This is a genomic window from Fictibacillus sp. KU28468 (assembly GCF_026153615.1).
Classification (GTDB): Bacteria; Bacillota; Bacilli; order Bacillales; family Fictibacillaceae; genus Fictibacillus_C; species Fictibacillus_C marinisediminis.
Genome location: NZ_CP110666.1, coordinates 1315693 through 1331135, shown reverse-complemented (window position 1 = coordinate 1331135; position 15443 = coordinate 1315693). Strand labels below are relative to the sequence as shown.

General features: G+C 44.5%; 13 protein-coding genes. 9 read left to right on the top strand and 4 right to left on the bottom strand.

Annotated elements, in window-relative coordinates:
• Positions 1-60 precede the first annotated feature (60 nt).
• Both OKX00_RS06855 and OKX00_RS06850 read right to left on the bottom strand, forming a co-directional pair.
• Complete coding sequence (locus OKX00_RS06855; RefSeq protein ID WP_265409904.1) at positions 61-1317, bottom strand: YeeE/YedE family protein; 1257 nt, start codon at positions 1315-1317, stop codon at positions 61-63.
• A 280-nt stretch (positions 1318-1597) separates the two neighbouring features.
• Complete coding sequence (locus tag OKX00_RS06850) at positions 1598-2299, bottom strand: dihydrodipicolinate synthase family protein (RefSeq protein ID WP_265409903.1); 702 nt, start codon at positions 2297-2299, stop codon at positions 1598-1600.
• Positions 2300-2722: 423 nt separating this feature from the next.
• Here OKX00_RS06850 and OKX00_RS06845 point away from each other — a divergent pair, with 423 nt between their 5' ends.
• From OKX00_RS06845 to OKX00_RS06835, 3 genes are all read left to right on the top strand, one after another.
• Complete coding sequence (locus OKX00_RS06845; protein ID WP_265409902.1) at positions 2723-2875, top strand: hypothetical protein; 153 nt, start codon at positions 2723-2725, stop codon at positions 2873-2875.
• Between the two features lie 394 nt (positions 2876-3269).
• Positions 3270-3491 (top strand): aldo/keto reductase, encoded by a 222-nt coding sequence (locus OKX00_RS06840; protein WP_322114370.1) that lies wholly within the window; start codon positions 3270-3272, stop codon positions 3489-3491.
• Positions 3492-3580: 89 nt separating this feature from the next.
• Positions 3581-4246: a haloacid dehalogenase type II gene (locus OKX00_RS06835; RefSeq protein ID WP_265409901.1), complete on the top strand. Its 666-nt coding sequence runs from the start codon at positions 3581-3583 to the stop codon at positions 4244-4246.
• Between the two features lie 17 nt (positions 4247-4263).
• Here OKX00_RS06835 and OKX00_RS06830 read toward each other — a convergent pair whose 3' ends face one another.
• Positions 4264-6111, bottom strand: coding sequence for a terpene cyclase/mutase family protein (locus OKX00_RS06830; protein WP_265410486.1), 1848 nt, complete (start codon positions 6109-6111; stop codon positions 4264-4266).
• A gap of 168 nt (positions 6112-6279) precedes the next feature.
• On the opposite strand from OKX00_RS06830, the gene OKX00_RS06825 reads away from it, so the two are divergent.
• Positions 6280-7038: an SDR family NAD(P)-dependent oxidoreductase gene (locus OKX00_RS06825; RefSeq protein ID WP_265409900.1), complete on the top strand. Its 759-nt coding sequence runs from the start codon at positions 6280-6282 to the stop codon at positions 7036-7038.
• 78 nt (positions 7039-7116) lie between these two features.
• Positions 7117-7518, top strand: coding sequence for a DUF1259 domain-containing protein (locus OKX00_RS06820; protein ID WP_265409899.1), 402 nt, complete (start codon positions 7117-7119; stop codon positions 7516-7518).
• Positions 7519-7600: 82 nt separating this feature from the next.
• On the opposite strand, the gene OKX00_RS06815 is transcribed toward OKX00_RS06820, so the two are convergent.
• Positions 7601-8788, bottom strand: a complete 1188-nt coding sequence (locus OKX00_RS06815) for a putative glycoside hydrolase (protein ID WP_265409898.1) — start codon at positions 8786-8788, stop codon at positions 7601-7603.
• Between the two features lie 205 nt (positions 8789-8993).
• Here OKX00_RS06815 and OKX00_RS06810 point away from each other — a divergent pair, with 205 nt between their 5' ends.
• The 4 genes from OKX00_RS06810 (at position 8994) to OKX00_RS06795 (ending at position 15438) form a co-directional block, all read left to right on the top strand.
• Entirely contained in the window at positions 8994-10385 is a 1392-nt protein-coding gene (locus OKX00_RS06810; protein ID WP_265409897.1) for an amino acid permease, read from the top strand.
• 109 nt (positions 10386-10494) lie between these two features.
• Positions 10495-11751, top strand: a complete 1257-nt coding sequence (locus OKX00_RS06805; protein ID WP_265409896.1) for an MFS transporter — start codon at positions 10495-10497, stop codon at positions 11749-11751.
• 250 nt (positions 11752-12001) lie between these two features.
• Positions 12002-14959: a formate dehydrogenase subunit alpha gene (fdhF, locus tag OKX00_RS06800; protein WP_265409895.1), complete on the top strand. Its 2958-nt coding sequence runs from the start codon at positions 12002-12004 to the stop codon at positions 14957-14959.
• Positions 14959-15438, top strand: a complete 480-nt coding sequence (locus OKX00_RS06795; RefSeq protein ID WP_265409894.1) for a helical membrane plugin domain-containing protein — start codon at positions 14959-14961, stop codon at positions 15436-15438. The genes fdhF and OKX00_RS06795 overlap by 1 nt, the downstream gene beginning before the upstream one ends.
• Positions 15439-15443: the final 5 nt, after the last annotated feature.

The following is a 15443-nucleotide window of genomic DNA, read 5'->3' as shown; positions in this document are numbered from 1 at the left end:
AAACACCAGCCACCAAAAAAAATAAAACGAAGCCGCTAACTTGCGGCTTCGTTTTTCTTATTAAGAACAGAATTTATCTGTTGATTTCGGGACGGATAATCCGAATAACGGACGGATATACAAAGCAAAAAAGGTTCCAAGCATCGCCATAACCGCCCATACATAGCCATGCAGGCTAAAGGATGCGATCCCACTGAAATACGCTCCAATATTACATCCAAAAGCAAGGCGTGCTCCATACCCCATGAGCAGTCCGCCGATGATCGCCGCGGCGGCTGTACGAAGAGGCACTTTCTTTAGAAGGAATACACCTCCAAGCGTAGAAGCAGCCAGTGCCCCAACCATAAGGCCAAAGTCCATAACACTGGTTCCATCCATGAAAACAGATTGATTAAGAGGTGCTGCTTTTTCACCGGCCCAGTAACCCCATTGGGTAACGTCGACTCCCATTGCCTGTGCGGCTTTGGATCCCCATAGGGCAAAAGCGGAAGTAATACCCCACGGACTTCCTTTAACAAGTAAAGTTGCGGCATTTAGCACTGCCAGGACGACAGCCGCAGTTAATATTGGCCATGAGCCGCGGATGACACGGGTCCAGCCTTTTGCACCTGGAATAGGAGCCATTTTTGGGGGACGGCGTTTCTTTTCAACTTTAAATGTCATCCAAGTGATACCCCCCAGGATAATCATTTGAATCACCCAGCCTCCAAACCAGCCAAGACCTGTGCTTGTCGCCAGGGAAAAAGGCTTAAATGCAGGGAGATTCATCCAAAAATCGAAGTGCCATGCTCCAAAAACAGAGCCGACAATAAATGCAATTAATGTGAGAAACATTTCAGAACGGCCACCGCCTACAGCATACAATGTGCCAGATGCACAACCGTTGCCAAGCTGCATTCCGATGCCGAAAAGAAAAGCACCCACAATTAAGCTTACCCCGACTGGAGAGACGTTTCCAACCGGACTTCCGCCAAATAAGGTAACGTCAGCCGCAAATATAATCGCAAACAACGTACTGGCAACTGCCAGCATCAGCATATGCGCACGAATGGCTTCGCCGTTCCCTACTGCCATAAACCGTCTAAAGGCAGATGTAAAACCAAACCTTGCGTGAAAGAGTGTAAATCCAAGCAAAAGGCCGAGCCACAAGAGCATTCCTTGCTTTAAACCTCCAGCCTGGATGCTTGCATAGCTCAATATAACTGTTAACAAGCCTGCAAACACAACCCAGTAAGCCTGAACCGACCCCGTGCTATTCCCTTCACCAGTCGGCTTTCTTTCTTTATTTTGTGACGTATTAGAAGAAGCTAATCCCATCAAATCACCCCTTAATCCAATAAAACTAGTCGGAAATATTCTTTCTCTGTATACTACAACTTATATTGAAAAAGGGGAACCATGTTGCTTGTGTTAATTTTAGAGTATATTAAAAAAGCCAGAGCCCCCTTTAAAAAAAGGACAGCTGACTAAATTCAGGTTGATTTGAACATTCCTAACGGTAGTAAAAAAAAGATTTTGGCAGGCGGAAACAAGCATTTGTTTGACTCGTCCATTAATTGCTATCCTTGCCAAATTAAACTACGACAATTACAATGGTTTAGTTTGACAAAGGTATGGCTTGATTCAATACTGTATCCATACATCGCTGTATTTTTTCCTTCTTTTCAGCACTTAAAGGACGTGAAGGTGCCAATACATCGGTAGAGATCTCGATTCCACGCATCCGTATGGCTTCTTTAGCTACATTCACAAAAGGAGAATCGAGTTTATATAAAAGGGGAAATGGCGCTAACTTTTTGTGTAATTCAATGGCTTTCCCGTAGTTTCCTTCCTTAAAAGATTGATAGAGGCCAACAGTAAGCTCAGGAATAAAATTGGCCGTTAGCGGGATGGCACCGTCCCCGCCAATAGATAATGTATTTAATAAGTGATCATCGTATCCAGAGAGAACCGCAAAATCTTCTTTAAAGGACTTCACCGTTAAGATCATTTCCCTGGTATGTCCCACTGATTCAACCGTTTCTTTAATGCCCACAATATTTGGATGCGATTTCACAAGCTTAAGTACAAATTCTGGTGATAAATCTTGTCCTGTTAATCCAGGGAAATTGTAGAGCAGAATGGGCAGATCAATCGCTTCAGCAATATCGGCATAATGTTGAAAAAGATTCTCCTTTGTAAGCTGCCAATAATAAGGGTTAATGACAACAATACCGTCTGTGGTGGAATGATAGAGGACAAACGTACATTTAATAGTAAAAGAATAGCCAATTATGATAGAAACAAGAATAGCATCCAAGTTATTGCTCTTGTGTTACTATCCACTATCGCCAGATCACCCTTTGTGACCATTCCGTTACTTATGCTTTGGTCCTTCTCTGCATGGTCGTCTGGCCCAAGTTGCAGTATAACCCGGTCTGTCTCGCTCCAGAAGCTTCAGAAATTCTACTTAGCCTGTATGGTTCCTGCATACAGTTAGGCATAGCAGCCGCTGGGGTTGGAGGAATTGCTTTAAGAAACTCATCAGTGCTATCAGTCAGTTGGATCGAGGGCGCAACAGTCGCAATTGCTGCAATTATTGCGGCGGCTCTATTTAGCCTAAATAGTAAAGTAACGAAGTACGAGTAAGTCGTTTAGTTGAGAAAAAGCGCATTAATTCCCTACCACTGGGAAAACTTTGATTGCATGATAGACAAACTAACTATGAAAAGGGGTATGAACCATGAAGAAAGACCACGAACAAAAGCCATCGGTCGCTCCAGGCATGAATGATGCAGAAGAATTAGACCAAGAGGCTACAAAGGAAGAAATTGAAAGCGGCAATTATACAGAAGTAACAACGATGTCTTGGGACGAAGTGGATCCAAGTGAATAAGGCTATATAGCTTTTATGAGCCAGAACAAAGCCCGTAAAAACTATAAAAAGGCATTATAATGCCTTTTTATAGTTGTTTTATTTTCTTACTCCTGGCAGCATAGACCCAGTATTGATTTATTTTAAAAGGCTCTTTTCTGAAAGATTGATAAAAAGCTGCCGGAGCCTTCCTAGTCCTGCGGGACTAGCGTGACAGGTGAGACTCCCGCCGGTGCTTGCACCAAAAAGTAGGCGTTCACGCCGGTAAGGCTCACCGCAGTAGGAGCTCGCGCCGGTAAAAGCGAGCCCCTGGAACGGAAATCAACAGCTTACATACTTCTTGGACAGCCCCCGCCTTCTTTTTTTACTTGCACGATATTCAAAGCTTGCCCGGTCATAGTTAAGCGATCCAACAATTCATGATATTGCTAACAAATGCAATGTCCAACCATTACAAATCGCTCTTGCCTGGACCATCCGTTCGAGCAACGTCATAACGATTCCAAAAGCGGTTCAAAAAGAACATGTTATAGCAAATACCGAAGCGGCAATGATTGAGATTACTGAAGAAGATCTCAATAAACTTAATCAAGTATTTTCTAAACATACAAAGAAAATGCCATTGGATATTATTTAAAAAGACTTTTTTTATTTACATTTGTGATTGAAAATACGTGAGAGAGGAACATAGAGAAGAGAGTATTTACTTATGGAGGCAGATAAAAGATGAGCACGGAAATCAAAGCTTTTGTTTTTGATGTGTATGGAACATTATTTGATGTCCATTCTGTGAAGGAAAAATGCGAGGAATTCTATCCTGGAAAAGGAGAGAAAATCAGTCAAATCTGGAGAACGAAACAAATTGAGTATTCCAATTTACGCCAGCTTATGGGCAATTATGAGACGTTCTTAACGATTACAAACGATGCCTTAAAATATGCCATTAAAGCCAGTGAAGAAGAATGGGGCGAGGAAAAAGAAAAGGCATTGATTGAAGCTTATTTGCAATTAACTCATTATCCTGAAGTAGAACGTGTACTTGTGCAGCTAAAAGATAAATCATTGGCCGTCTTCTCGAATGGTTCCCATGATATGCTTGATCCCTTAATCCAACAGTCCGGGCTCTCCCCTCTCTTTGACGCCATCATCAGTGTGGATGAAGTGAAACAGTATAAACCCACACCCGCTTCGTATGATCATGCGCTAAAAACATTGAATGTCAAAAGAGAAGAAGTATTATTCATGTCTTCCAACGGCTGGGACATTTCCGGAGCAAAAAACTTTGGATTTCGTACGGCATGGATCAACCGAAACGAGCTGCCCATTGAGGAATTGAACCTTGCTCCTGATACCATATATTCTGATCTTAATGGAATTCTTGAGTGGAAATAATAAAGAGGGAGAGGCCGTCATGGCTCCTCCCTGTATTTTTCCCTGTAATGGCATAGAGCAAGAAGCGGCCAGACATGATTATAGCTATGGTAATAGATATAAAAGCTTCCAGGCAATCCCGCACCTGTTGGGTAGGTCAGGCTTTGAACATTATAATTTCCACGGTTTAATAGATAATCAATGCCTCTTTTTATGGTACTGTTCGGTGTGGGACAAGCAGTGATCAAGGCATCAAGTGCCCAGGCTGTCTGGGTGATGGTGCTGTATGAAAGGGAAATATATTTCTTTTCGATATCACTTCTGCATGATTCTCCCCAGCCACCGTCGGAATGCTGAATTTCTGACAGCCATCCTATTGCCTTTTGAATGGTGCGGTCTTGCTCACAGATGCCCGCTGCCATCAATCCTGTCACACTTGCCCAGGTTCCGTAAATGTAACTAATTCCCCAGCGGCCGTACCAGGAACCGTCATTTTCCTGATTTCTTTTTAACCATTGCACGGCTGCTTTAATCCGAGGAGACGGCAGCAGCAAACCGTCATAGTTACAAAAAAATTCGAGGGTACGTCCTGTGAGATCAGCAGTGGAAGGATCCGTAAGGGCATCTCCCGCGTTTTCAACAGGTAAAATCCGCAGCCATTTTTTATTGGCGTCCTTCTCAAAAGCCCCCCACCCTCCATCCTTATTCTGCATGGATAACAGCCAGTCTCTTCCTCTTTTATAGGCATGATTCAGGTTCTTGTTTATTCTTTGGTATCGGTTTATTGTTCGAAGGGCAGCCTGTGTGTCATCTACATCAGGATGGCGGGTATTGCCTTCACTGAAACCCCATCCGCCTGGAGATGCATCCGGATTATGATACTTCCAATCACCATAGCTTGAATGCTGATTCTTCAGGAGGAACTGAAGGCTTTTTTTCAGACTGGGATGTGTAGAGGCAACCCCGGAAGACAATAAAGCATAGTTTATCAGAGAGGTGTCCCATATAGTGGAGGGAGAATTTTGGATATGAAAGGTCTGACCGTTATAGCACAACAAGGAAATAAGGCCATGAACGGCTTGTTTTATCATAGGTGAATCCTTCTTATAGCCGATTGAGATAAGCCCATACACCATAAGAAAGGTGGTACTTGCATAGTTAAGCAATGTACCGTCAGCTTCAATACGCTTTAAAATATAGTTTTCCAGAAAGGCAGTTTGATAAGAATACGAAGCCTTCCTACGAGTGACCTGTGTCTCATCCCATAAGCCATCTTCCATTTTTGTATACAAATGTTTCAGACACGGCGTGCTGCCGCATCGTAATTGGAACTTTTGTGACATACCCAACAAAACGGGGGCAAAATGTGCCCTGGCATAGCTGCTGATATCATAAAAGTTTAAGTTAACTTTCTCCATTATTCGAAAAATCCTTGCAGGATCAGCTGTATGTTTCGGCCAGGGGTACAGGCCGTTAAACGCAAAAAAGACTTTTGTCATCAAACTTACTTTTTTTAAACCGCCCTGATTTCTAATAAAACTGACGGCTTGCTTTAGACGGTTTGTCTCATTTGGCACGTGCCCTGAAAAGAGGAGAGCGGTGTACGCTTCTGCTGTCGCCGTCAAATTCCCCTTTTCCTCATCAGGATAGGCTTTCCACACACCATTCGTTTCCTGCTTGGACAACAATCGTTGAACGAGCCGCTGAATCAGTTTTTCGTCTTTCCATCCCAGAGTCCGTAATAAAATAATCATGTAAGCGTCAGTCATTAAAGCATTTTCGAAGCAACACCTCCATGATCCATCCTGTTCCTGCAGCTCAAGAAGGCGGGAACTGCGGCTGTCAATTTCCCTATTTACCTCAGCAAGTCTGTACATGGCATCCATCACTCCGGTTAAGTCCCTTGGCAGTTGCTTTACTGCCTATAATGTATGTGTGTGCAAGGGTACCGGTGACTGATATCTTTAATGCCAAATTTTTTCTAAGATTTAAAGATTGATATACTATTTACAATCTATTATTTTGCATGCATAAAATAGGTGATCAATAAGGGAGTGATTCTAATCAATAACTTACATAGCAAAATTGCACTCGTAACCGGAGGATCAAAAGGCCTTGGCAAACATATCAGCGCAGCCTTGGCACAATCAGGAGCAACCGTCATCGTCAATTATGCACACAGCCGGGAAACTGCCCTCCAAACCGTCGACTTCATTCAATACATCGGAGGAAAAGCATTTGCTGTTCAAGGCGACGTAACAAATGAAGAATCCGTAAATCGCCTAGTTAAAGAGAGCGAAGAGATAACGGGCGAGACAATCGATATTCTGGTAAACAACGCTACCGGCCCCCAGCCAGAGCTCTCACTTGAAGAAAGCACATGGGATGACTATATGGATCAGCTGAACTTTTTTGTGAAAGCTCCTCTGTTATTAACAAAGGCGGTCTTGCCGGGGATGAAAGAAAAAGGAGAAGGCCGAATCATTAACATTGGAAGTGAAGTCATCCAATTAGGGAACGCAAACTTTGCAAACTATGTAACTGCGAAATCCGCTCAGCTTGGGATGACCCGATCTTGGGCGAATGAACTCGGACGTTTTGGAATCACGGTGAACCTTCTGAACCCCGGCTTTATACCAGTGGAGCGGCATGAAGGGATCGATCCAAGTAATTACCAAAAAGGCGTGCCCCTCGGCCGCATGGGAGAACCCCTTGATATCGGAAACGCGGTCGTATTCTTGGCATCCCATGAAGCCAAGTTCATCACCGGACAATCATTATCCGTGAACGGCGGGAAAACGTTTGGTATATAAAACTTCTTCATTCCCTTTTGATTCATGCACCCAGTTAACCGTTCCTTCATATTTTAATGGAAAAAAGGAAGGTCTCTCATGCCCTCTTTTGGACAGTTGTGTCAGCAATACGCCCAAATATTGAATGGAACTCCCAGGGTTGAACATGGGGTATGCTCGGTAGAGTTCCAGCGCAATCTGCATGTTACCATTCAAGGACGTCCGAGCCGCGGCGAACTTCATGCTGGTCTGATGTTTGAATCTGTGGATCAACAAGGAAACGCCCTTAACCTGGGGGAAGTGGTTTTATTAGAAGAAGAGGTGCCTTTGTTCACGAGTATTCTTGTTAAAAATAAAATCATGATAAGCGCACTTCATAATCATTGGATGTATACAAAACCGAGCATCCTTTATCTTCACTTTCAATCTGTTGAATCTCCCTTAACGTTTGCTCATAAAATGTCAGAAGCATTTAGAGCTCTAAAAATTAATGTCTCATGATACTAACAAATAACTAAGTAAATAAGCCCCCTGGGTGATCAAGGGGCTTTTCTAATGGACAAAATCCATGGGCTTTTTCCATCTACTGCTTTACTTTTTTAAACGCCTCTTCTGTATACTTATTCTTCGGATTCCAGAGCAAGTACTCATCCACACCAAGCTCCTGCCCAGCCCGAATCTGATCCTTCACCTGCTGTGGCCCGTATTCAATATGGCCGTCCACCCAGGTGGCAGTGAAATCCTGGTACCACGGACGGATTTCAGCGACCGGTTTCTTTTGTTTTTCGAGCACCTTGTCCCGGTCGACAGCATACTGGAGAGCTTTCTTGATCAGTTCATACGGCTTGGCATCCGGGACACTTATGCCGTACACCCCTGGTCCGTAATGGGACGGGTACGTCATTGGGCTGATCACATCGACGGTCGGAGTAACTGACTCCCACTGCTGGCCGATGCCGGAATCGTCTTTTTGGCTTGTGGACACACCGAACACATCGGCTGATACTTTGACGCCGTATGGCTTCAGATCCTTTTTCGCATAAAGAAGGAAGTCGTGAATGTTTTGCTCTTTAGACTTTTTAGCCGGGTTATCAAACTTCACTTCGCGATCCACCTGCGCCCCGTTGTCGGGGAATCGGACATAGTCGAACTGAATCTCATCAAACCCTTGCTTTGCCGCTTCTTTCGCAATAGAGGTCACATAGGACCAATACTCTTCATTATACGGATCAACCCAGGGAATGCCATCGTTGTAATATAAGCCACCGCTTTTCTTCTTCATGGCATACTCTGGTTTTTTCTTAGCCATATAAGGATCCTTAAAGGTAACGATCCTGGCAATTGTATATATGTCTTTGTTCTTCAGCACTTTCATCCGCTGAGAGATATTGCTGATTTTCGGGTGCTGATCTGAGCCGTATTGATTAACGGCAGGCACCTTTGAATCGTATGTAATCTTCCCGTCATCTTCTTTTACATCTACCACGAGTGCATTGAGTTCTGTATCATCCACCAGCTTGACCAGTTCATTAAACTTTTCATTATTTCCGGCGGATGCTCCTGACATGTAGACTCCCTTTACTTTCACATCTTTCGGTTTTTTAACAGGAACTTTCCTTTCCTTTGCTGCTTCTTCTTTCTTTACCGGCTGGTCTTTTGCTTTCGTTTCATTCGTTGTGCTTCCCGACGTCTTTTCTGCGGTCCCGCATCCAGCCAGTCCGCCAACTACAAGCAGACAGGTTAACGAAATGCTACCGAACGCTCTCTTCATTTGGTGCTTCCCTCCCCTGATGCAGCATCTAGCTATGTTCTATGGTTCGCAGTGTTAATACCCTCTTTTAGAGAGTTTAAGCGCTTTCTCTGCTTTTTTAACAATCTTTTAATAGAAGGAAGAGAGAACTGATTACCAACTTGTTTTATTTGGTCATACTAAAGGGAAATAAGTAAATAACTCGCATGAAGTTAACTTGCCTTATATGTCGCAGGAAAGGTTGGTGCAGGAGTTGAAGAAAGAAGAAGATTTGCAGCGGGGGTTGAAAAATCGGCATATCCAGCTGATCGCCATCGGCGGAGCGATTGGAACCGGTCTTTTTTTAGGCGCGGGAAAATCGATTCACCTGGCAGGGCCGTCCATCATGCTGAATTACGCACTTATTGGAGTTATGCTGTTTTTCATGATGCGTGCCTTGGGTGAAATGCTCATCTACAGCCCGACATCCGGCTCGTTCACTCACTTTGCCGAATCGTTCATCGGGCCGTGGGCAGGTTTTATCACGGGGTGGACATACTGGTTCTGCTGGATCGTAACAGGAATGGCAGAAATTACAGCGGTCGGATTGTATGTGAAATACTGGTTTCCGAGTATTCCTCAATGGCTGACGGCACTCGCCGCGGTACTTGTTTTGCTGCTCATTAATATGTCGGCGGTTAAAGCGTTCGGGGAGATTGAATTCTGGTTTGCTCTAATTAAAATCATTACCATTATTGCGCTCATTGGTATTGGAATCGTGCTGATCGTCATGGGCTATGAAAGCCATGGCACTCAGGCTTCATTATCCAATCTCATAAATCATGGCGGATTTTTCCCGAACGGTTCATCGGGTTTTGTTCTTGCCTTTCAAATGGCACTCTTCGCATTCGCAGGTGTGGAGCTTGTCGGCGTAACAGCCGGTGAAGCACAGGATCCAGATAAAACCTTGCCGAGTGCCATCAACAACATCCCAGCACGGATTCTTCTCTTTTATATCGGGTCACTGATCGTCCTCATGTCAATTTATCCATGGGATAAAATCGATCCAGACACAAGCCCGTTCGTTTCGGTCTTTAAGTTGATCGGTATTCCGGCAGCATCGGGCATCATCAATTTCGTCGTCCTCACTTCCGCAATGTCGTCTTGCAACAGTGGCCTGTTCAGTACGGGACGAATGCTTTACACACTGGCGAATGAAGGAAAAGCACCTAAAAAGCTTGGATTGCTAAACAAAAAGCAAGTGCCGGCACCCGCTCTTATCGTTTCAACATTTTTCCTCTCGTTTGGCGTTTTGCTCAATTATTTATTGCCAGAGGAAGTGTTCACGCTGGTGACAAGCATCGCGACCATCTGCTTCATCTGGGTATGGGGAATCATCCTGGTCGCCCATCTCCGCTTCCGGAAACTAAAGCCTGAGGACGCGAAAAAGAGTGCATTTAAAATGCCGCTTTCGCCGGTGATTAACTGGATCGTACTGGCATTCTTCGCTTTTGTGATCGTTGTGCTTGGTTTTGCGGCAGATACACGTATCGCCCTGTTCATTACACCTGTCTGGTTTGTGATTTTGATCATCGCCTACATGATTACAAAAAGAAACACTGAAAAAAGCGTTCGTTAGTTTAAAACCCCCGAGAACTCATACCGTTCCGGGGGTTATTTGCGATTTACAATAATTTACATAAAGTGTAAAATAATAGGTAACTTGTGTATATTGTGGAGGGATGTATTTGTTTTCTCTATTAAAAAATTCTCTTTACCTGCGATTTTGGCTTGGGCAAGTCATTTCCCAACTTGGAGATGGAATCACAAGAATTGGGATTACCTATCTTGTGGCAACGCTATCCAAAGATCCGCTATTAATCGGACTTGTCATTTTCGCCCAATTACTTCCCACTGCAGTCTTTGGAATTTTTCTGGGTCCCCTCGCTGATCAATGGAACAGAAGGTGGCTGATGGTTAGTGCCGACCTGTACCGGATGGCTATGGTTATAGCCATGATTTTTTTCTATGATTCTGTTCCAGCATTAATCATTTTGACTGCTTTTCACGGAATCGGAACGGCTCTTTTTGATCCTGCACGTACATCTTCCATTCCAGAACTGGCCGGAGAATCCAACATCTCGGAAGCCATTTCACTGTCTCAATCTACAAAAGCTGCAATGGATATCATCGGCCCGTCGTTAGGGGCATTGCTGTTAATGAGTAAGCAGTATTCCATCATTTTTTTAATTGATGCAGCTACATTCGCCGGCTCTGCACTTCTTCTCTTTACACTTTTTTCTATTGGAAAAGTACATGCAAATCCGCCTGAGGACAAGAAGACATATTTATCTTTTATTACCTCTGGCATAAAGGAGGTCACCGGCATGCCTTCTCTGCGCTTTCTTCTCTTACTGCTGCTTCCAATCACACTGGTCGTCGGTATACTGAACACAAACCTGGTGGCTGTATTGACCACTACATTCCATGTATCTGCGTTTCACTTTAGCCTGATTGAATCTTCCATGGCGATCGGGGTGATCATCGGTGCTGCCTGGTTCGGTCCTTACCTTATGAAACGATTAAAAGCAAATGCTCTTTTAATCTCAGGAACGGCTGTTATCGGCATTTGGATGGCACTCATTCTTCCCCTTGACTGGATAAGGGAAGAAACAGGAATTGGAGCAATCTATATTTGGTGCACATTAATAGGAGTCTTTAATGCCCTGATTAATGTTCCGTTAAGTACCCTTTTCCTTCAGGTAACTCCTCCTGCTTTCAGAGGCAGGGGATCTTCCCTATTAGGGCTGACGAGCAGTTCAGCGCAAATGATTGGCATACTGTTCGGAGGCTGGATCGCAAAAGAAACCGGGGTTCTCTACGGCACAGCTCTTTCGGGTTTGCTTCTTATCCTTGTTGCCGTTATTCTTCCATTTGGTAAAGGGTATAAAAATTTGTCAAATTCGGATCACAGAAAAAAGAGGAAGGAAGCTGCTGCTATATAACAAGGTTTCTATTAAACTCACAATGTATTTGAAACACTTGTCCAACGTGATATAATAAAAAAAGAAAATGTTCATCGTTCTTCGGTAATATCAAACTGCTGGAAGAGCTTGTCATTTAATGGAATAGCGGGATGGATGGCTGGTATTTAAAATGCTTAGCAATTAACCCACTGTAAAGGAATTTGTGCAGCAAAAGCACAGATTGTTTTATAGTGGGTTTTTTTATGTTTTCTAATAGGAGGAAAGTAAAGTGGCAAACAAGATTAGGATTGAAATAAACGGGAATTTACAGGAGGCTGAGGAAGGGACCAGGGTACTGGATCATCTTCTGGCACAGGGTGTAGAGCACCCGCACATCTGCTATTCGGAAACACTGGGGCCGATCCAGACGTGTGATACGTGCATGTGTGAAATCGATGGAAAGCTGATGAGAGCCTGCTCCACCGAAGTAAAGGAAGGCATGAATATTCTTACCTTCTCTCTTTCTGCAAAAACAGCCCAGAACGAGGCGATGGATCGAATTTTAGAGAATCACCTTCTCTACTGTACGGTTTGTGATAATAACAATGGAAACTGTAAGGTCCACAACACGGCAGAACTATTGGAGGTAGAGCATCAAACTCGCCCGTTCCGTGAGAAAGGCTATGAAGTGGATATGTCCCATCCCTTCTACCGCTATGACCCGAATCAATGCATCCTTTGCGGAAAATGTGTAGAAGTATGCCAGGATCTTCAAGTGAATGAAACACTGACGATTGACTGGGAAAGAAAGATGCCCAGGGTTATATGGGACAACGATAAATTAATCAATGAATCTTCCTGCGTCTCCTGCGGGCAATGTGCAACCGTCTGTCCGTGCAATGCCTTAATGGAAAAATCAATGCTTGGGGAAGCGGGTTTCATGACCGGAATCAAGCAGGACCTGCTCAATCCGATGGTCGACCTCATAAAAGAAGTGGAACCCGGATACAGCGGAATTTTTGCAGTTTCTGAAGTGGAAGCTGCCATGCGTGAAACCCGTACAAAAAAAACAAAGACTGTTTGTACCTTCTGCGGAGTCGGCTGTTCATTTGAGGTATGGACGAAAGGCCGCCAGATTTTAAAAATTGAACCTTCCGAAGATGCACCAGTTAACAGTGTTTCTACCTGTATCAAAGGGAAGTTCGGGTGGGATTTTGTGAACAGTGACCAGCGCCTCACTACACCGCTCATCCGCAAAGGCGATGAGTTTGTAACAGCAACCTGGGAGGAGGCTCTTTCCCTTATTGGTGAAAAGATGAGCCATATCAAAAATACGTATGGAGGCAATGCGTTAGGTTTTGTCAGTTCATCCAAAACGACAAATGAAGATTCCTATCTTATGCAGAAACTGGCCAGGCAAGTATTTGAAACGAACAATGTGGATAACTGTTCACGTTATTGCCAATCCCCTGCCACCGACGGTTTGCTTGCAACAGTCGGGTATGGCGGAGATTCCGGTACGATCAAAGATATCGCTAGCGCCGGACTTGTCATCATTATCGGGGCCAATCCTACAGAAGGACATCCTGTATTGGCCACACGTGTCAAACGGGCGAAGAAACTTTATGGACAAAAATTGATTGTTTCTGATCTTCGCAGACATGAAATGGCAGAGCGATCCGATCTTTACCTGCACCCGAAACAAGGTTCTGACCTCGTCTGGCTGGCGGCGGTAACCAAATACATCATCGATCAAGGCTGGCATGATGAGGACTTTATCAGGGAAAGGGTTAACCAGTATGAGGACTACCTTCACCTGCTTAGAAAATATACGCTTGAATATGCAGAGGAAGTCACAGGACTTTCAAAAGAACAGATGATCAAAACGGCGGAAATGATTCATGAAGCAGACAGCACCTGTGTTCTTTGGGGAATGGGTGTTACTCAAAATATTGCCGGATCCCATACGTCTGCTGCGATTGCAAACCTGCTGCTGGCTACTGGCAACTTCGGGCACCCGGGTGCAGGAGCTTATCCGCTGCGCGGGCATAATAATGTACAAGGCTCCTGTGACATGGGAACTCTTCCTCAATGGCTTCCCGGGAACCAGAGACTGTCCGATGATGCTGCACGTGCAAAATTTGAAGAAGCATATGGAGTATCCATCTCCCCTAAAGCAGGATTTACAAACATTGAAATGCTTCAGGAAGTGGAAAAAGGGAATTTAAAATCCATGTATTTGATGGGAGAAGACATGGCCTGGGTGGATTCCAATTCCAATCATGTCCATGACATGCTAGGCAAACTGGAATTCTTTGTCGTTCAGGATGTTTTCTTTACAAAAACGGCTCAATTTGCCGACGTTGTCCTTCCAGCTTCTCCATCACTGGAAAAGGATGGCACATTCACCAATACAGAACGCCGCGTTCAGCGTTTGTATCAGGCGCTTGAACCTATGGGAGAATCCAAGCCGGACTGGTGGATCATCCAGCAGATCGCTAGGCAGATGGGAATGGACTGGAACTATTCACATCCTCGTGAAATTATGGATGAAATTGCACGCCTTGCCCCTATTTTTGCCGGAGTCAGCTATGACCGTCTAGAGGGATGGAACAGCCTCGTCTGGCCGGTGCAAAAAGATGGCAGTGATGAGCCGCTTCTTTACACTGAGCGCTTTAACTTCCCTGACAGCAAAGCACGCTTCTCCCTTGCTGAATACGTGCAGCCAGTGGATTATGAAAAGGAATTTGATCTGATCTTGAACAACGGCCGTCTGCTTGAACATTTTCATGAAGGCAATATGACAAACAAGTCAAAAGGCATCCAGTACAAGCTTCCTGAAGTCTTCGTTGAAGTTTCGCCTGAACTCGCCAGTGAAAGAGGCCTTCAGGACGGCTCTTCTGTCCGCCTGATCTCACCGTACGGTTTTATTAAATTGCGCTGTATCGTCACAGACCGGGTCAAAGGAAATGAATTGTATGTACCGATGCATTCTGTAAGCCACGAAAATGCCATTAATATGCTGACCGGCAGTGTTGGTGACGTCCGGACCCAGACTCCTGCCTATAAGCAGACAAAAGTACGAATGGAACTTATTCATGTTAAAGGCAGAACACCGCTTCCAATGTATAATCCGCGATATGCAGAACGGAACCCTCAGGCTGGTGTTCAGGTCGAACGCAAGTGGGCCCGAGAGGATTACGTGCCAATTGCCGAAATTAATATACCAGTGGGAGGCCGACGATAATGGCACAGCCTATTACAAAGATTGTTCATTCAACACGAACCGAAAAAGAAATGCAGGAGCAGCAAATTGAAACGATTGTAGAGGATCTTGCAAAGAATGCAGATGGAATAAAGGAACTGATCAAGCTTTTTCAGCAGCTTCATGACAGCGGAATTTTAGGATCGGTGAATGGCCTTGTTGAAGCGAAGGAGAAGGTGGCGGGGATTGCGGTTGAACAGCTGCTCCGCCCCCAGATGACCAATGCCATTAATAATATGATGGCGGCGGCCGGTGTCTTGTCCGATACCAACCCTGAAATGACGAAGAAACTGATGAGCAGCCTTGGCAATGGAATTCAAAGAGCGGAAAAGGGACTTATCAGTAATGATAAGGTAGGCATTTTCGATCTCATGAAAGCCCTAAAAGACCCTGACATTAACAGGGCAATCGGATTCGGTATGAACCTGTTAAAAGGTGTCGGGGAAGGATTGAAGGAGTAAGATGG